General features: G+C 59.2%; 14 protein-coding genes and 1 pseudogene. 5 read left to right on the top strand and 10 right to left on the bottom strand.

Annotation, left to right across the window (positions count from 1 at the left end; genetic code table 11):
• The first annotated feature begins 402 nt into the window (after positions 1 to 402).
• Positions 403 to 3666, top strand: a complete 3264-nt coding sequence (gene rne, locus QRN20_RS24840) for a ribonuclease E (RefSeq protein ID WP_191626827.1) — start codon at positions 403 to 405, stop codon at positions 3664 to 3666.
• A gap of 111 nt (positions 3667 to 3777) precedes the next feature.
• Here the strand turns inward: rne and murB are convergent, their stop codons facing one another.
• Genes murB through QRN20_RS24805 form a run of 7 tightly spaced genes read right to left on the bottom strand, consistent with a single transcriptional unit; the run spans position 3778 to position 10184 of the window.
• A complete protein-coding gene (murB, locus tag QRN20_RS24835) occupies positions 3778 to 4797 on the bottom strand; it encodes a UDP-N-acetylmuramate dehydrogenase (RefSeq protein ID WP_088235732.1) in 1020 nt (339 codons plus the stop codon).
• Positions 4798 to 4831: 34 nt separating this feature from the next.
• Positions 4832 to 5596, bottom strand: a complete 765-nt coding sequence (kdsB, locus tag QRN20_RS24830) for a 3-deoxy-manno-octulosonate cytidylyltransferase (RefSeq protein ID WP_122429324.1) — start codon at positions 5594 to 5596, stop codon at positions 4832 to 4834.
• Positions 5593 to 5778, bottom strand: a complete 186-nt coding sequence (locus QRN20_RS24825) for a Trm112 family protein (protein ID WP_004884599.1) — start codon at positions 5776 to 5778, stop codon at positions 5593 to 5595. Before QRN20_RS24825 ends, kdsB begins: the two co-directional genes overlap by 4 nt.
• Positions 5779 to 5795: 17 nt before the next feature.
• Positions 5796 to 6791, bottom strand: coding sequence for a tetraacyldisaccharide 4'-kinase (gene lpxK, locus QRN20_RS24820; protein WP_004884600.1), 996 nt, complete (start codon positions 6789 to 6791; stop codon positions 5796 to 5798).
• Entirely contained in the window at positions 6791 to 7222 is a 432-nt protein-coding gene (pocB, locus tag QRN20_RS24815) for a flagellar polar localization protein PocB (RefSeq protein ID WP_004884601.1), read from the bottom strand. The genes lpxK and pocB overlap by 1 nt, the downstream gene beginning before the upstream one ends.
• Positions 7219 to 7935 (bottom strand): flagellar polar localization protein PocA, encoded by a 717-nt coding sequence (pocA, locus tag QRN20_RS24810; protein WP_074454496.1) that lies wholly within the window; start codon positions 7933 to 7935, stop codon positions 7219 to 7221. The genes pocB and pocA overlap by 4 nt, the downstream gene beginning before the upstream one ends.
• A 32-nt stretch (positions 7936 to 7967) precedes the next feature.
• Positions 7968 to 10184: a DNA internalization-related competence protein ComEC/Rec2 gene (locus tag QRN20_RS24805; RefSeq protein WP_285361465.1), complete on the bottom strand. Its 2217-nt coding sequence runs from the start codon at positions 10182 to 10184 to the stop codon at positions 7968 to 7970.
• Positions 10185 to 10774: 590 nt separating this feature from the next.
• Here QRN20_RS24805 and QRN20_RS24800 point away from each other — a divergent pair.
• Together QRN20_RS24800 and QRN20_RS24795 are read left to right on the top strand one after the other, a co-directional pair.
• Positions 10775 to 11678, top strand: a pseudogene (locus QRN20_RS24800) (DUF6708 domain-containing protein).
• A 236-nt stretch (positions 11679 to 11914) separates the two neighbouring features.
• A complete protein-coding gene (locus tag QRN20_RS24795) occupies positions 11915 to 12805 on the top strand; it encodes a DUF6708 domain-containing protein (RefSeq protein ID WP_285361464.1) in 891 nt (296 codons plus the stop codon).
• Between the two features lie 45 nt (positions 12806 to 12850).
• On the opposite strand, the gene QRN20_RS24790 is transcribed toward QRN20_RS24795, so the two are convergent.
• The 3 genes from QRN20_RS24790 to QRN20_RS24780 form a co-directional block, all read right to left on the bottom strand.
• Positions 12851 to 13639 (bottom strand): ABC transporter permease, encoded by a 789-nt coding sequence (locus QRN20_RS24790; protein WP_004884611.1) that lies wholly within the window; start codon positions 13637 to 13639, stop codon positions 12851 to 12853.
• Positions 13636 to 14568 carry an ABC transporter ATP-binding protein gene (locus QRN20_RS24785; protein WP_004884614.1) on the bottom strand — a complete coding sequence of 311 codons (933 nt, stop codon included), beginning with the start codon at positions 14566 to 14568 and terminating at the stop codon, positions 13636 to 13638. Before QRN20_RS24785 ends, QRN20_RS24790 begins: the two co-directional genes overlap by 4 nt.
• 171 nt (positions 14569 to 14739) lie before the next feature.
• Positions 14740 to 15363 carry a glutathione S-transferase gene (locus QRN20_RS24780; RefSeq protein WP_029241575.1) on the bottom strand — a complete coding sequence of 208 codons (624 nt, stop codon included), beginning with the start codon at positions 15361 to 15363 and terminating at the stop codon, positions 14740 to 14742.
• 162 nt (positions 15364 to 15525) lie between these two features.
• On the opposite strand from QRN20_RS24780, the gene QRN20_RS24775 reads away from it, so the two are divergent.
• Together QRN20_RS24775 and QRN20_RS24770 are read left to right on the top strand one after the other, a co-directional pair.
• Complete coding sequence (locus QRN20_RS24775; protein WP_088235739.1) at positions 15526 to 17973, top strand: acyl-CoA dehydrogenase; 2448 nt, start codon at positions 15526 to 15528, stop codon at positions 17971 to 17973.
• 96 nt (positions 17974 to 18069) lie between these two features.
• Entirely contained in the window at positions 18070 to 18480 is a 411-nt protein-coding gene (locus QRN20_RS24770) for a PA2817 family protein (protein WP_029241573.1), read from the top strand.
• Positions 18481 to 18581 lie beyond the last annotated feature (101 nt).

Below are 18581 nucleotides of genomic sequence, written 5' to 3'. Positions count from 1 at the left end.
CCTAAAGCCATGATGCGCGACCTTCCCTATCGAAGATCGCGGTAAATGCCAACCCGCTGCGGATTCTGCGCGCGGCAGCACCCGAATTATCAGGGATACGTGTAGGGTGGAGACGCACAACCATCGGACTGTGTAGCAAAAGGCTTGTTCTAGACGCTTCATCTCGTCCGCTACCGATGGTCGATTCCTCCTCCTGACAAAGCTTTTGCTGAAAGGGTGTCCTAGGTCACCACAGCAAGCAGGAAACGTCGTCGCGACGCCCTGCCCCATTCCGGGCAGGAAAATCGCTAGACACTGGAGTGTCCAACCACTCTTGACGTGCCCTGACACCGACCGTGAGAAGTCGTGTGTGCCGAACGCCGTTTCCGGCAGCCCGGAAACCGACGGTACTACATGAAAAGAATGCTGATTAACGCGACTCAACCCGAAGAGTTGCGTGTTGCACTGGTAGACGGCCAGCGCCTCTACGACCTGGACATCGAGTCAGGTGCACGCGAGCAGAAGAAGGCCAACATCTATAAAGGCCGGATCACTCGTATCGAACCCAGCCTCGAGGCTGCCTTTGTCGATTTCGGCTCTGAGCGCCACGGCTTCCTGCCCCTCAAGGAAATCTCCCGCGAGTACTTCAAGAAAGCCCCTGAAGGCCGCGTCAACATCAAGGACGTCCTGAGCGAAGGCCAGGAAGTCATCGTTCAGGTCGAGAAAGAAGAGCGTGGCAACAAGGGCGCAGCCCTGACCACCTTCATCAGCCTGGCGGGCCGTTATCTGGTCCTGATGCCGAACAACCCGCGTGCCGGTGGCATTTCGCGCCGTATCGAAGGCGAAGAGCGCAACGAACTGCGTGAAGCACTCAACGGTCTGATCGCTCCTGCCGACATGGGCCTGATCGTTCGTACCGCAGGCCTGGGTCGCAGCAGCGAAGAGATGCAGTGGGACCTCGACTACCTGTTGCAGTTGTGGACCGCCATCAAGGAAGCGTCCCTGGATCGCTCCGCGCCGTTCCTGATCTACCAGGAAAGCAACGTCATCATCCGCGCCATCCGCGACTACCTGCGCCAGGACATCGGTGAAGTTCTCATCGACAGCGTCGAAGCCCAGGAAGAAGCCCTGACCTTCATCCGTCAGGTGATGCCGCAGTACGCCAGCAAGATCAAGCTGTACGAAGACAGCGTTCCACTGTTCAACCGTTTCCAGATCGAAAGCCAGATCGAGACCGCCTTCCAGCGCGTCGTCGAACTGCCTTCCGGCGGCTCCATCGTCATCGATCCGACCGAAGCCCTGGTGTCCATCGACATCAACTCGGCGCGCGCCACCAAAGGCAGCGACATCGAAGAAACCGCGCTGCAGACCAACCTCGAAGCGGCTGAAGAAATCGCCCGTCAGTTGCGCCTGCGTGACATCGGCGGCCTGATCGTCATCGACTTCATCGACATGACCCCGGCCAAGAACCAGCGCGCCGTGGAAGAGAAGGTCCGTGAAAGCCTGGAAGCCGACCGTGCCCGCGTTCAGGTCGGTCGTATCTCGCGTTTCGGCCTGTTGGAAATGTCCCGTCAGCGCCTGCGTCCATCGCTTGGCGAAAGCAGCGGCATCGTCTGCCCGCGCTGCAACGGCACCGGCATCATCCGTGATGTCGAGTCGCTGTCGCTGGCCATCCTGCGCCTGATCGAAGAAGAAGCCCTGAAAGACCGTACTGCCGAAGTACGCGCCCAGGTGCCGATCCCGGTCGCAGCGTTCCTGCTCAACGAGAAGCGCAACTCGATCACCAAGATCGAACTGCGTACCCGCGCCCGCATCATCATTCTGCCGAACGATCACCTCGAAACGCCGCACTTCGAAGTTCAGCGTCTGCGTGATGACAGCCCGGAAGCCCACAACAACCAGTCCAGCTACGAGATCGCTGCTGCCGCTGCCGAAGTGGAAGAAATCGCTCCGCTGGCTGCCGCGACCCGCACCCTGGTTCGCCAGGAAGCAGCCGTCAAGACCGCTCCAGCCCGGGCCAACGCCCCGGTTCCTGTGGAAGCCGTTGCCGCAGCGCCAGCGCCTGCCCTTCCAGAGCCAAGCCTGTTCAAGGGTCTGGTGAAATCTCTGGTCAGCCTGTTCGCAACCAAGGAAGAGCCAGCCGCACCGGTAGTGGTCGAAAAACCGGCTGCAACCGAGCGCCCTGCCCGCAACGAAGAGCGTCGTAACGGCCGTCAGCAGAGCCGTGGCCGCAACAATCGTCGCGACGAAGAGCGCAAGCCTCGTGAAGAACGCGCTCCACGTGAAGAGCGTGCAGAACGCGCCCCTCGCGAAGAGCGTGCTCCTCGTGAAGAACGTGCCCCACGCGAAGAACGCGCACCTCGTGAAGACCGCGCCCCACGCGAAGCCCGTGATGACGCAGCACCGACCACGACCGCCCGCGAAGAGCGTCCGGCCCGCACCTCACGTGAGCGCAAGCCTCGCGAAGGTCGTGAAGAGCGTCCGGTCCGCGAACTGCGTGAGCCGCTGGATGCGGCCGCACCGGCCGTCAACATTGCCCGTGAAGAGCGCCCTGAACGCGCCCCACGTGAAGAACGCCAGCCTCGTGCACCGCGTGAAGAGCGTCAGCCACGTACCGAGCAGGCCGTTGTCGAGGCCAGCGAAGAAGAAGTGCTGCTGAACGAAGAACAGGCTCATGATGACAGCCAGGACAGCAACGAAGGCGAACGCCCTCGTCGCCGCTCCCGTGGTCAGCGTCGCCGCAGCAACCGTCGTGAGCGTCAGCGTGATGCCAACGGTAATGTGATCGAAGGCTCGGAAGAGAACGGCAACGAAGAAGAGCAAGGCTCCGATGCCGCTGCCGGTCTGGCCGTTACTGCTGCTGCCGTTGCAGGCACGGTGATGAGCGCTCCTGCCGAGGCTCAGGCCCACGAGCAGGCCGAACGTGCCAACAGCATTGTTGAGGCACCTGTGGCTGACGCTGCAGAGCCAGCAGCCACTGTCGAAACGCCAGCTGTCGACGCAACCGTTGTTGAAGCCCCGACCGAGCAAGCGCCGGTAGCCGCAGAGCCGACCGTTGAGCAGCCTGCTGTTGAAGCGCCAGTTGCCGACGAAACACCGAAGGCCGAAGCAGCGCCTGAAGTCGAGGTTCAACCTACAGTGACCGAAGTGCCAGCCATCGCTGCGCAGACCGAGCTGTTCGAAGCCCCTCATGCAGAGCGCGTCGTACCGTTCACGCCAACGCCTGAGCCAACACCAGAGCCACAAGCTCCGGTCGAAGCCAAGGCTCAGGAAGAAGTGCCAGCCACTGAATCCTCGGAACTGCCGACACCTGCACCCGCTACTGTTGCAGAGCCTGCGTTCGTGAAGGAAGAGCCTGCTCCTTACTTCGCACCTCAGGCACCGGCTGTTGAAGAAGCACCCGCCGTGCAGGAAGCTCAGGAACCAGCAGCTGTTGAAGCACCGGCCCTGCCGGTCAGCAGCACGGGTCGCGCGCCGAACGATCCTCGTGAAGTTCGTCGCCGCAAGCGCGAAGAAGAAGCCCGCCGTCAGAAGGAAGCCGAACAGGCCGCCTCTGCTGCACCGGTTGCTTCGGAGCCTGCACCTGTTGTCGCTGAAGCAGAATCGGTCCAGCCTGCGCTGAGCACCGAGGAACATGCCGAGCAGCAACATGCCGAGAAAGAAACCGAGCCTAAACCCCTCGTCTAAACCCGGCCCATGAAAAAGCCCTGCCTGTGTAAACAGGCAGGGCTTTTTTATGCCTGCGATTTGAGTGGATTAACGACTGGCCTGATCACCTGCTGACTTCAGGAACGAAGCTCAGTACAGATTCGGCTCCATCTCCAGCTCGACATTGAACCGCTCTGCAATGTCAGCCTGAATGCGACGTGCCAGACTCAACAGCTGCAGACCAGTTGCCTGTCCGTAATTGACCAGCACCAGCGACTGAAGCGCATGCACGCCCGCATCGCCGTCACGAAAGCCCTTCCACCCTGCCTGCTCGATCAACCAGCCGGCTGCCAGCTTCACTCGGGTATCGGCCTGTGGGTAACCGACCACGCCCGGATGCTCATGCCTGATCGCAGCGAAGGATTCGGCGGACACAACCGGGTTCTTGAAGAAACTGCCTGCGTTGCCTAACACCGCAGGGTCCGGCAGTTTTTCACTGCGAATCGAACAGATCGCCCGGCTGACATCAAAAGGCGTCGGCTGCTTCACACCCATCTCGTCCAGACGTTGACGAACCGGACCGTATTCCAGATGCAGTTTCGATTCCCACGTGAGCCTGAAGCGCACACGCAGGATCAGCCAGCGACCTACTTCATGCTTGAACACGCTGTCGCGATAATCGAATGCACAGTCTTCCAGCGAGAACTCACGTAGCTCGCCAGTTTCCCGGTCCAGCGCAGTCAGACCATGAAACACGTCCTTGATCTCGACGCCGTAGGCTCCGATGTTCTGCATCGGCGCTGCGCCAACCGTACCCGGAATCAGACTCAGATTTTCAAGCCCGGAAAGCCCCATCTTCAAACTGGCCTGGACGAAGGGATGCCACGGTTCGCCCGCCTCCGCCTCGACAATGGCTTCAGCGCAGTCCTCACGCACGATACGAATGCCGCGACTGGCCATGCGCAATACCAATGCAGGAATGTCACCGCTGAGCAGCAGGTTACTGCCACCACCAACGACCAGCAGCGGCACGTCGTGCTCGGCCGAATAGGCAAGGGCCTCCCGTACATCATCGTCGCTGTGCGCCTCGGCAAAGAGTTTTGCCTGAACATCAACGCCAAAGGTGTTGAAGGGCTTGAGCGAAACGGCTGACTGCACTTGCAGGGTCATTGGACCGCTTTCCCGAACGACTGGAGAACCGACATCAAACCTCCAGCAGGCGTCTGACGCGCTCAAGGTCTTCGGGGGTGTCAACACCGGCAGGCGGCGCCTCGCGGGCATCGGCGACATGGATGCGCACACCATTCCACAGCGCACGCAGTTGCTCAAGGTTCTCAGTGTTCTCGAGCATGCACGGCCCCCAGCTGACGAAGTCATGCAGGAAGCCGGCGCGATAGGCGTAGATACCGATATGACGGCGGAAAGGCACGCCCGCGGGCAACTCGTCGCGGTTGGCGGCCAGTGCATCGCGCGCCCACGGCAACGGAGCGCGACTGAACGTCAGCGCCAGGCCATTGATGTCCGAAGACACCTTGACCACGTTCGGATTGAACAACGCTGCCACATCGTCGATCGGCTCGGCCAGCGTCGAAATACCGGCTTCAGGATGTGCAGCCAGATTGCTGGCCACCTGATCGATTACCGCTGGCGGAATCATAGGCTCGTCGCCCTGGACGTTGACCACGATCGCATCCGCCGTCAGACCCAGTTGCGCAGCAACTTCAGCCAGGCGGTCAGTGCCGGAATTATGGTCATCGCGGGTCATCAGCACTTCAGCGCCGAACGCCTGACAGGCTTCGAAGATTCGCACGTCGTCGGTAGCAACCACCACGCGCTGTGCGCTGCTCTTGCGGGCCTGCTCCCAGACGAGCTGGACCATCGGCTTGCCCGCAATGACTTTCAGCGGCTTGCCCGGAAAACGGCTGGATCCGTAACGCGCAGGAATTACGACGGTGAAATCGGTGGTCATTTTTCCAGACGCTCATCGGCAGTCAGTGTGCGCGCTTCGCTTTCAAGCATCACCGGGATGCCGTCACGAACCGGATAGGCCAGACCTGCGCCCTTGCTGATCAGCTCGGTCTTGTCCGCGCTGAGCTTCAACGGACCTTTGCAGATCGGGCAGGCAAGGATATCGAGTAATTTGGTGTCCATAGGAGATCCTGAAGCAATCATGGGGAAAGACGTGACAGCTGTTCATCGAACCAACTGACAAACGCGTCGGAAGGCACCGCATCCACCGCCAGATACCACCAGTCATCTGCCGCGAAAGCACGGCATTTCACCGCATCTTTCTCGGTCATCACAAGCGGCAGGGATGGCGTGAAGGTCAGCGCCTGTGCGCTATAGACAGCGTGGTCAGCGAAAGGGTGCTGCACAGGCTGCCAGTGTAATCCTTCGAGGGTATTGAAGAAACGTTGCGGATTGCCGATTCCGGCGACCGCGTGCACAGCCTGGCCGGGTGGAAAATGGTCAACTGGCCGACGTTCGCCACTGCGCAGGTTGATCAGTGCGGCAGGCTTGAGCGTGAAGGCATAGCCATCCTCGCGATCTGACCGGGCACCGTTATAAAGCACCGCATCGACACTGTTCAGCCGTTCGGCAGGCTCGCGCAACGGCCCGGCCGGCAGACAGCGCCGATTACCCAGGCCGCGTGCGGCATCAATCAATACCAGCTCCAGATCACGGGCCAGCCGGTAGTGCTGCAGACCATCGTCGGAAAGAATCAGATCCAGCGGTTCAGCAGCCAGCAACGCCCGGACGGCGCGACTGCGGTCCGGGTCGATCATCAGCGGAACACCGCAACGCTGAACGATCAGCAGCGGCTCGTCACCGACTTCACTGGCCTTGTGCTCGGGCAGAACTCGCCAAGGCAGGCTCGGCGGTTTGGCACCGTACCCCCGACTGACCACGCCGACCCGCAGACCACGCTGCTGACAATGCCTGATCATCCAGAGAATGAGCGGCGTCTTGCCAGTGCCGCCGACCGTAATGTTTCCAACCACAATGACCGGCACCGGCGCGCGATAGATATCGCCCTCGCCCGCGACAAAGCGCGCACGCTTGCCGTCAACTACCCGGCGATATAGGCTTTCGAGAGGACGCAGCAGCGCCAGCGCAGGATGGCCGTTGTACCAGGCGTCAAGCAAACGGTCGGTGAATGCCATCAGTTAGCCTGTGTGGCCTCGACAGTAGTCATGCGCAGGTGACTGAAACCCAGCTTACCGGCAGCATCCATCGCAGTGATGACCGACTGATGAGGGGTCTTGCCATCGGCGCTGATGGACAGCGGCAGACTGGTGTCGCCAGCCGACTCACGTTGCAGCGCTTCGATCAGGGTGGCCAGATCGTTTTTTGGCAACAACTGGTTGTTCAGGGAAAAGATCCCATCGGCGTTGATCGCAATGTCCAGATGTTTGGCACTTGCGTCGACTTCAGGTGTACCGGTGACCGCCTGCGGCAGATCGACCCGCAACTGGGTTTCACGGGTAAAGGTGGTGGTCACGATAAAGAACAGCAGCAGGATGAACACCACATCGATCAACGAAACGAGGTTGATGTCGATGTTCTCCCGCGGTCTGCGGCGACGAAACTTCACTTCTTCTTGCTCCCGCCTGCCTTGGCCAGGGACTTGAGGTCGACCTTGGCGTCAATCAGATCGACGTCACGGTCGCCCTGCACCACCTCAACCAGACGAATGGCCTGCTGCTCCATGCCGACCACCAACTCATCGACACGGCTTTGCAGAAAACGGTGAAAGAAGATGGCCGGAATGGCCACGATCAGGCCCGACGCGGTACAGATCAGCGCCTTGGAAATACCGCCCGCGAGAACACCGGCGTTGGCCGTGGCTCCAGAGCTGTTGAAAGATCCGAAGATATCGATCATGCCCAGCACGGTGCCCAACAAACCCAGCAACGGCGCCATCGCAGCAATCGAACCCAGCGCACTCAGGTAACGCTCCAGGTCATGAATGACCCGCGCTGCGGCTTCCTCGATGCATTCTTTCATGATCTCGCGACCATGCCTGGAGTTGGCCAGGCCTGCCGCAAGGATTTCCCCCAGAGGCGAATCGGCGCGCAGTTGCTTGAGCTTCTCTTTATCGAGTTTCTGATCCTGAATCCACTGCCAGACCTGACCCAGCAAGTGCGGCGGTGTGATACGGCTGGCGCGCAGCGTCCAGAGCCGTTCGATGATGATGCCGGCAGCGGCGATGGAACTCAAAATGATCGGCAACATCATCCAGCCGCCAGATTTGACCAGTTCCCACACAGTGACCACTCCCTTGAAAAATTGGCGCCACTCTATCATAGGGTCGCCGGGTGCCGTCGATATCCGTGGATTCAGTCACGCCAGAAACGTCGCTGCGCGCGCTGTGCCTCAGGGCTGCCGTAAGTACCCAGTTGCAAACGGATGGCACCCAGCTCGGCACTGTCGTAGCTGGCGATACCGTTCCATTTATAACGCGCCATGACCAGCGGGTGTGGGTGGCCGAACGCATTATTGCGTCCGCGGGAAATCAGCACACCTTTCGGCATGACCGCTCTCAGAAACGGTTTAGAGGACGAGGACCGACTGCCGTGATGAGGTGCCTGAAGCCACTGGGCGCGCAGGTCGAATCCACTGTCGATGGCCGCCTGTTCGGCCTCGGCATCGACATCGCCGGTCAGCAACAATCGCTCGCCACCGGCGTCGACACTCAGCATGCAGGACCCTGCATTGCCTTCGGGTGCCTGCTCCCAGATCCAGGTCGAAAACACCACGCCATCCCATTCCCACTGCTCACCGTTTTCACAACGAAGTGCCCCGAGTGCAGGCGGAAGGCGCTCGATATCTCCGCCCAGCACACGCCCGACCGTAAACGCCTTGTGGACTGCCGGTGCACCTCCGGCATGATCGGAATCGGCGTGACTGAGCAGCATCACGTCCAGATGCCTTACCCCACTCTTGCGAATGGCCGGCACGACCACCCGCTGACCGATATCGAACTCACCGAAACGTGGCCCGGCGTCATACAGCAGCGTGTGGTGCCGGGTGCGCAGCAGAATTGACAGCCCCTGCCCGACATCCAGTTGCAGAACGTCAACCTGTCCGGCAGGCACCGACTTGAGTGGTGGAAACACGCACAGCAACAGCAGCGGCCAGCCCAGAGGCCGCATCGGCACACCTCTGGGCAGCAGGAGCAGCAACGCGCCCAGCAGACTCAGGACCAGAGTCCAGGCCGGCGTGGTACTGGGCAGCCAGGCAGGCACGAGGTCCGCCATCCAGCCCAGAAACACGAACAGCCCTTCCAGCGCTCCACCGGCCAGCCACAACAGACCCTCGCCCACGATCGGAACGGGCAATAACAGCGTGCCAATCAATGCGGCAGGCAGAACGATCACGCTGACCCAGGGCACAGCCAGCAGATTGGCGAGCGGACCGCTGATACTGATTGGCAGGTTCAACATCATCAGGATCGGCAGCAGGCCGACGGCAATCAGCCACTGGGCTCTCGTCCAGCTCTGCACCCAGCTCCAGGCACCGAGGCGACCACTGAAGATCAGAATCAGAATGCCCACCGCCGCGAACGACAGCCAGAAGCCCGGTTGCAGACTTACCAGCGGCTCGAACACCAGCACCGCATTGAGCGACAGCAGTAACGGCCAGGTCATGCCCAGATGCCGGAAGCGCAAACGCCAGAGCAAAACCAGTCCTACCATCACGCAGGCACGGCGCACCGGCACATCGAACCCGGCCAGCAACCCATACCCCAGCGCCGACGCGAACGCCAGACCGCACGCCCAAGGCAGCCACGGCAGAGTCCGCGGCCACAGTCCCCAGCGCGCCAGCAGGCCCACCAGCGCATAAATCACGCCAGCCAAGAGGCTGATGTGCTGTCCGGAGATCACCAGCAAATGCACAGTGCCGGTGTCCTGCAGCACTTGCCAGTCAGTGGTCGACAAGCCCGAGCCATCCCCCAGCACCAGCGCCGCCAGACCGCCTTCGCGCCCCTGCGCGTCGACGGCCAGCAGCCGTTGGCGAATGGCATCGCGCCAGGCGGCACGCGCCGGTGCCAGCAACTGACCGTCCACCACGGTGCCGGTCGCGCCGATACGCTGGGCCAGTAACCAGGCCTCGTAATCGAACGCTTCGGGATTGACCAGCCCGCCCGGCCGCTTGAGCTTTACCGCCAACCGCCATCGCTCACCGCTGCGCACTTCAGGACCGCCATACCAGGCAATGCGCATCAGCCGGGGTAATTTCGCCCGTCGTGATACACCATCCTCGAGCTCGAAACGCATCACACCTTCAGCCGCACTCGGCAACCCGACCACCTTGCCTTGCAGCCACAACGTCTGACCATCGAGCCGGGACAGCAATCGATCATCCAGCGCCGATTGCGCCGAGACGCAAGCCCACGTCAAGCCGAACAGAAAGAAGGCCAGCGGATAAGTGCGAAACGGCAGCAGCATCAACGCCACGGCGGGCATCAGCAGCAACAGCCAGGTATCGGGCAAGGCAGGCAGGAAGCGCAGGGCCAAAAGGCCGAGCGCGAGCGCGATCATCCCTGTGCGCATGGGAGCTCCTTAAGGGGTGAAACCTCAAGGATGCAGTCGGTTTTAGAAAGATGCTGGAATTGAGTATTGCGAAGTTTAAAACTGAGCAGCTAACTGCTGAGAATGAAGCTGAACGTGCGAGCAGTCTCAAGTCCTGCCGTAAATTCGGAAATGTCCTGCATTTTTCTTATCTACGGCCTGTTAGCGTGCATCCAATCACCAAGTCCAACTGCAGATCGGAATACATGGATGCCTTCGCCTGATTATCGTTTCAGCCTAACCATCAAGGATTCACCGGCCACATTCCAAGTTCTTGCTTTCGATGGTGTGGAGGGTATTAGCAAACCCTAAACTTTCACCGTGGAACTGGTCAGTGAACAGGCCAACATCAACCTGGATAATCTGCTGAATAGGCAGGCATTCCTGGCTTTCGGTGATCGCGGACTAGGTATCCACGGACAGATTTATCGTATGGCCCAGACCGCTGACACCTGAATAAAAGACAAAGCGCTCCCCTGCTGATTGAAAAATAATCCGCTGCTCAGCATAAACTCATCACATAGCGTCAAGCGAGCAAGAACGTTCTGTGATTTTTTGCGCGGAGCAACACAATGAGCCCTAATATTGCTGGCACACCGGAGAAAAAAACTGTTTTCAAAAAACGATTATTTGGCACCATTGCCATTGCCCACAGGTAAAACACCAGTCGACTCGCCAAACATTATCTGGCAAAAAAATGAAGCCTTTCTGGATATCGGTTGTTACAACGTGGGGTCGGCAGTAATGGTGATATGGCCAATGCTGATAATGTTTACCATTATGGGCTATTACTCATGGAATGACGATGAGTGGCCTATATTCATATTTTGCGCAAGTCTCATCATCGGCATCCCCACCATGATGCTACTCCACGGCCTACTGCGCCCTACTCCTCCCCCCATCCGCTTCAATCGCCAGCGCCGAGAGGTATGTGTGCCTCGCGATGATAACCACTACTGGATAGTGCCATGGGAATCAGTGATCGCCGCTGCCACTCAGCACTCAAGCATCAGTCAGGGGGGCCGCGTCTCTCAAGGCCTACTATTTATCGGGTTTGAAAATCCTGAATCGCAGGTGGAAGAAAAGGACAGGTATTTCACCATGGGCTTCAATTGCGGCGGAGGTGAAACCGCCATGGCGCTTTGGGAGTGCGTTCGCAGTTATATGGAAATCGGGCCAGATGCCATTCCAGCATGTCGTGTTGGATCAGCGCCCTATGAGGAAACACAAATCGGCTCAATCATGACCAGTTTACGCAAGGGCGATTTGCTGGATGTCATGCACGGCGTGTTTTTCATCGCCATACTGGGCACTTATCTGGCCGAAAAGCTGCAGGATATGAAGCTTTGTCCTGCGCCCGATCTGATACATCCCGATATTATCGAATGGTCCAGACCGCTACCACCTGAACAGTGGGCAAAGCGCTCCCCTGATCTGGAAGCGGCATTGGCGATACATGATCTGAAGCCGGGTTGATAAATAATCCGCGACGCCAAGCGTCGAGGTTCAACACTGCAGTACCTACTGGTGCATACCACTTCCGTTCACTCGCAACCATGTGCAACCGAAATACGGCTAGAAATTTGGGGCATCATATTGAACACATACGAAGTCAGGTTGAAGCAACAGCAGCTATCCGATAGGTAATCCGTTGCTCAGCAAATAAAACGAGAGAACAAGAGCACTCTATATTTTTTGCGCGGAGCAAAACAATGAACCCTCGCCCTCACGGCACTTCCCAAAAAAAACCATTCTCGAAAAACGATTATTTAGCACCACTGCCCTTGCCAACAGGTAGAACGCCGGTCGACTCGCTCAACATCATCTGGCAAAAAAATGAAGTCTTTCTGGATATCGGTTGTTACAACGTGGGGTCGGCAGTGATGGTGATATGGCCCATGACCCTCATGTTCCTAAGTCTCGCCTACGGTTTAAAAGATTCAGACTTGCTCTGGCTAGGCGGAATCATCATTGGCATCCCCACCCTGATGCTACTCCACGGTCTGCTGCGCCCTACTCCTCCTCCCGTCCGCTTCAATCGTCAGCGCCGAGAAGTCTGTGTGCCTCGCGATGATAACCACTACTGGATAGTGCCATGGGAATCTGTGATCGCCGCTGCCACTCAGCACTCAAGCATCAGTCAGGGGGGCCGCGTCTCTCAAGGCCTACTATTTATCGGGTTTGAAAATCCTGAATCGCAGGTGGAAGAAAAGGACAGGTATTTCACCATGGGCTTCAATTGCGGCGGAGGTGAAACCGCCATGGCGCTTTGGGAGTGCGTTCGCGGTTATATGGAAATCGGGCCAGATGCCATTCCAGCATGTCGTGTTGGATCAGCGCCCTATGAGGAAACACAAATCGGCTCAATCATGACCAGTTTGCGCAAGGGCGATTTGCTGGATGTCATGCACGGCGTGTTTTTCATCACCGTTTTGGGCACTTATCTGACAGAAAAACTGCAGTATATGAAACTTTGTCCTGCGCCTGATCTGATTCATCCCGATATCATCGACTGGTCCAGACCGCTACCACCTGAACGATGGGCAAAGCGCTCCCCTGATTTGGAAGCGGCATTGGCGATACATGATCTGAAGCCGGGTTGATAAATAATCCGCGACGCCAGGCGTCGCGGGTCAACACTAAAGCACCTACTGACGCATACCACGCCCGCTCACCAGCAACCGTGCGCAACCGAAGTACAGCACGAAGGTGGCGACGATCATGAACGCCAGGGCGATGCTGATCTTGATGTCGGAAACACCGAGGATGCCGTAACGGAAGGCGTTGACCATGTGCAGGACAGGGTTGGCCAGCGACACGGTCTGCCAGAACGGCGGCAGCAGGTTGATTGAGTAAAACACGCCACCGAGGTAGGTCAACGGCGTCAGCACGAAGGTCGGGATGATCGAGATGTCGTCGAAGTTGCGTGCGAAGACAGCGTTGATGAAGCCCAGCAGCGAGAAGATGGTTGCGGTCAGTACGACCACCACGATGGTCACGCCGAGGTGGTGAACCTGCAGGTCGGTGAAGAACATCGACAGCATGGTCACGATGAAACCCACCATAAGACCGCGCAGCACGCCGCCCAACGTGTAACCGACCAGAATGGTGTGCGGTGATACCGGCGACACCATCAGTTCTTCGATCGAGTGCTGGAACTTGGCACCGAAGAAGCTCGAGACCACGTTGCCGTAGGAGTTGGTGATCACCGACATCATGATCAGCCCCGGCACGATGTACTGCATGTAGGTGAAGCCGCCCATGTCACCGATCTGGCGACCGATCAGGTTACCGAAGATGACGAAGTACAGGACCATGGTGATCGCAGGCGGCAGCAGGGTCTGCGGCCAGATCCGCATGAAACGGTGTACTTCACGGAACACGATGGTTTTCAGGGCAACCAGATTGGGGCGCAGCTCGCCGGTCTGAGCAGTCATAGCGCCACCTTCGCCAGGTTTTTTTCCACCAGAGACACGAACAACTCCTCAAGGCGATTGGATTTATTGCGCAGGCTCAGCACTTCAATGTTCTGTGCAGCCAGTTGGCTGAACAGCGCGGTGATGCCCACGTTCTTGTCGACCTGCACTTCCAGCGTATGGCTGTCGAGCAGACGGCTGGGGAAGCCCGGCAACTGTGGCGCGGTCTGCCAGGTCGCCTTGAGGTCGAGCAGGAACGTCTCGACGGTCAGGGTGCTGAGCAGTTGCTTCATGCTGGTGTTCTGCACAATCGTGCCGTGGTCGATGATGCCGATGTTGCGGCACAGCTGCTCGGCCTCTTCCAGATAGTGCGTGGTCAGGATGATGGTGATGCCCTTGCGGTTCAGTTCGGTCAGGAACGTCCACATGGAGCGGCGCAATTCGATGTCCACACCGGCAGTCGGCTCGTCGAGGATCAGCAGGCGCGGCTCGTGAATCAGCGCACGGGCTATCATCAGACGACGCTTCATGCCGCCGGACAGCGAACGCGAAGGCACGTCGCGCTTGTCCCACAGACCCAGCTGGGTCAGGTACTGCTCGGCGCGTTCCTTGGCGATCTTCGCCGGAATGCCGTAGTAGCCAGCCTGGGTCACGACGATGTCGAAGGTTTTCTCGAACTGGTTGAAATTGAATTCCTGCGGCACGACACCGATGCAGCGTTTGAGCGCAGCAGGCTCGCGGTCCAGGTCATGGCCGAAGATGTTCACCGTGCCGCTGGTCTTGTTGACCAGCGTCGAGATGATGCCGATGGTGGTGGATTTGCCAGCGCCGTTGGGGCCGAGCAAGGCGAAGAAATCACCTTCGGCGACGTCCAGGTCGATACCACTCAGGGCCTGGAAACCGTTGCCGTAGGTTTTGGTTAGCTGCCGGATGGACAGAGCAGAAGACATATCGGAAAAGGTACCAAATCAGAATAGAAAGAAAGGGGTGGGCTGAAAGCAACTGAATGCGTCACTTCAGCCCGATCACGCAATGGTGCTTGGCCGGGCCATTCAAGTACAGACACATTTGTTAATAGTAAATATCGAAGTGCCAGAAGGCTTGCGGCGAAAAGCTGACAATCAGGTCAACGGACTCATGACGGCCTTGCGGTACGCCGGACGCGTCTTGAGGCGTTCATACCAGGCTTTGAGGTGAGGCAGCGGCGGACGTTCAATCGGCATTTCAAACCAGGCGTAGGCGAAGCAGCCCAGCGGGATGTCGCCCATGCCGAACGCCTGACCCGACAGGTAGGGCTGGCGGGACAAGGTTTCGTCTGCGACCAGCAGCAGGCTGTGAAGATGAGTGATGCCTTCGTTGATGGCGTTCCAGTCCTGCTTGTCAGCCGGCGTGCGCACTACGCCCCAGAATACCGGACTAAATGGCGCAGCGATGGTCGAAGTGGTCCAGTCCATCCATTTGTCTGCCAGGGCCCTGGCCTGCAGATCTGCGGGGTAAAGATCGGAATCCGGAGCATGACGGGCGGCCAGGTAACGCACGATAGCGTTGGATTCCCAGAGCACGAAATCGCCGTCTTCGATCATGGGTATACGGCCGTTGGGGTTCTTGCTGCGGTACGCCGCTTCATTGACCAGTCCGAACGCGCCACCGGCGTCCTGGGTCTCGTACGGCACGCCGACTTCTTCGGCAATCCAGAGTGCCTTGCGCACGTTGCTTGAATTCTTCCGACCCCATATCTTGAGCATTGCGTTCCCCTCGCAGTGGCTGTGAAAAACTGACTGCTCAGTCTACCCGATCCGCTGGCAACTTCCTTGTCAGGACAGGGTCACTATCGATGTCGCCCCACCACTGCCTGGCGACCAGTTCTTGAGCGTTGCGAACGCAGCGTTCATCACGGAGGAATACGTATGCTGCTGTTGTGGATTGTTGTGCTGGTCGTGGGCATTGCCTGGCTGGCGCACCGACGTACCGACCCGCTGCCCGCGTTGGGCGTAGTGGCGGTCTACCTGCTGGCGATGGGCATTTTCAGCCACGCTCCGGGCTGGCTGTTGACGATTTTCTGGATACTGTGGCTGGCGATCTTCATACCGATGATCCTGCCCGACCTGCGCCGCAAACACTTCACCGCGCCAATGTTCAGCTGGTTCAGGAAAGTCCTGCCACCGATGTCCGAAACCGAGCGTGACGCCATCGACGCGGGTACGGTCTGGTGGGATGGCGAACTGTTCAGCGGCCGTCCCGACTGGGACAAATTGCTCGCTTATCCGAAAGTCCAGCTGACTGAAGAAGAGCAGGCGTTCATCGACGGCCCGACCGAAGAATTGTGCGCGATGGTCAGCGACTGGGAAATCGGTCAGGCCATGGACCTGCCGCCGCAAGCCTGGGAGCACATCAAGCAGCACGGCTTCTTTGCGCTGATCATCCCGAAAGAATTCGGCGGCAAAGGCTTCTCGGCCTACGCCCATTCGCAGATCGCCATGAAACTGGCGACCCGCAGCGGCGACCTGGCTTCGACCGTGATGGTCCCCAATTCCCTCGGCCCTGCCGAACTATTGCTTCATTACGGCACCGACGAACAGCGCAATCACTATCTGCCCCGCCTGGCGCGTGGCGATGACATCCCCTGCTTCGCCCTGACCGGCCCGCTGGCGGGTTCCGATGCGGGCGCGATGCCGGACACCGGCATTATCTGCAAGGGTGACTGGCAAGGCGAAGAAGTCATTGGCCTGCGCCTGACCTGGGAAAAGCGCTACATCACACTGGGTCCGGTCGCGACCCTGCTCGGCCTGGCGTTCAAGGCCTACGACCCCGAGCACCTGTTGGGCGAGGAAGAAGACCTGGGCATCAGTCTGGCGTTGATTCCGACCGACACACCGGGCGTCGAGATCGGTCGTCGTCACGTGCCACTGGGTGCCGCGTTCATGAACGGCCCCAATTCCGGCAAGGATGTGTTCATCCCGTTGAGCTACCTGATAGGCGGTCAGCCCATGCTGGGCAAGGGCTGGATGATGCTGATGAACTGCCTGTCGGTGGGTCGCTCGATCTCGCTGCCCGCAGTCGGCACTGGCGCGGCCAAATACACCAGTCTGGTGACCGGTCAGTACGCCAAGGTGCGAGAGCAGTTCAACGTACCTCTGTCGGCATTCGAAGGTATTCAGGAAGCGCTGGCGCGCATCGGTGGCAACGCCTGGCTGATGGACAGTGCGCGGATGCTCACCGCCAATGCCGTGGATCTGGGCGAAAAACCGTCGGTCCTGTCGGCGATCCTCAAATACCACCTGACCGAGCGCGGCCGCGAGTGCATCGGCCACGCCATGGACGTGCATGGCGGCAAGGGCATCATCATGGGCCCGAACAACTATCTGGGTCGCAACTGGCAAGGTGCGCCGATCTTCATCACCGTCGAGGGAGCCAACATTCTCTCGCGCAACCTGATGATCTTCGGTCAGGGCGCGATTCGCTGCCATCCGTTCGTGCTCAAGGAAATGGCATTGGCCGGGCGCACCGACCACGACAACGCACTGGCCGAGTTCGACACCCTGTTGCTCAAGCACATCGGCTTTGCGGTCAGCAATGCGGCCAGTACGTTGATTCTCAATCTGGGCTTCGGACACTTCGAGCGTGCGCCAGGTGACAGCCTGAGCCAAGGCTATTTCAGGGCGCTGAACCGTCAGGCCGCGGCCTTCGCCATGTTGGCAGACTTGAGCATGATGCTGCTGGGTGGCGAGCTGAAACGCCGCGAGCGCCTGTCGGCCCGCCTGGGCGATGTTCTCAGCCATCTGTATCTGGCTTCCGCGTCCCTCAAGCGTTACCACGACCTGGGTTCGCCGGACCATATGAGCCCGTTGTTCCGCTGGGCCATGGAAGAAAGCCTGGGACATTCGGAACGCGCGATGGACGAGATCCTGAGCAACTTCCCGAACCGTATCCTGGGTGGTCTGCTGCGGGTCATCGTCTTCCCGTTCGGCCGTCGCCACAAAGGCCCGTCGGACAGGCTCGACGCCGAAGTGGCTCAGGTACTGGGTCGTGCCAAGGGCGATCCGACGCTGGAAGAGCTGCTTGCAGGCTGCTACCGCCCGCAATCGGCCGAAGATCCGGTCGGCGCGCTGCAACATGCCAGCGACCTGCTGAGTGCGGCCTATCCGCTGCACAAAAAGCTGCAGGTTGCCGTCAAGGGGGGGCAGGTTCTGCCAGAAGCCGGCGAGCCGCTCATCGACGCCGCGTTGCGTCTCGGGGTGCTGCAGGCTGATGAGGCGCAGACGCTGAAAAACGCTGAAGCGGCGCGTCGCAAGGTGATAGACGTAGATGATTTCGACAAGGAAGAGCTGACGCACACACCGGGCAAGATCCGCTGATTGACCCGACCTGACCCTCGCAGGTCAGTTGATCCACAAAACAGGCGCGCAGAGCTTTATACTCTCGCGCCTGTTTTTGCATTTGAGGATTACATCATGGCCGACGCCACTCTCGACCACCATCTCGGTCTGCTTGCGCACCTGCGCAGTATTCTGGTCGCGCTGGGCGAGGCCGAGCAGGTTCCAGAAGAAAGCCATGCACTGTTCATGGAGCGCTTCGACGAACTGGTCGAGCAATTGCCGCAGGACCCTATCGAAAGCCAGTACCTGGGCCAGGACATTCTGTGTCAGGTCATCCAGCGCTACCCGCAGATCGCCCATCTGGTGCCGCGCGACCTGCTGTGGTTCTTTGCCGGTGACTGCCTGCATTTCATGCCCGACGATGAAATCGACCTCTATCAGGCCCTCGAAGAGCGCCGGTACGAAGCCGAGCAGAACGACGAGCCGTTCGACTGGAATCAGGAGAAGCAGTTGCTGGCGATGTCGACCCAGGGCAGCAAGCACTGACACGCTTTTCCAACGCGATGGTTAGAACCCTGTAAATCGCGAATCAGCAATCTGTGCCATTTGTGACGCGGAGCGTCACGGGAGGCATGCCCACGCAGAGC

Origin of the sequence: Pseudomonas sp. fls2-241-TYG-175, assembly GCF_030209155.1 — a bacterium.
GTDB lineage: Bacteria > Pseudomonadota > Gammaproteobacteria > Pseudomonadales > Pseudomonadaceae > Aquipseudomonas > Aquipseudomonas viridiflava.
Note: the sequence above shows the minus strand (reverse complement) of the source record. Positions and strands in the feature narration are given on the sequence as shown.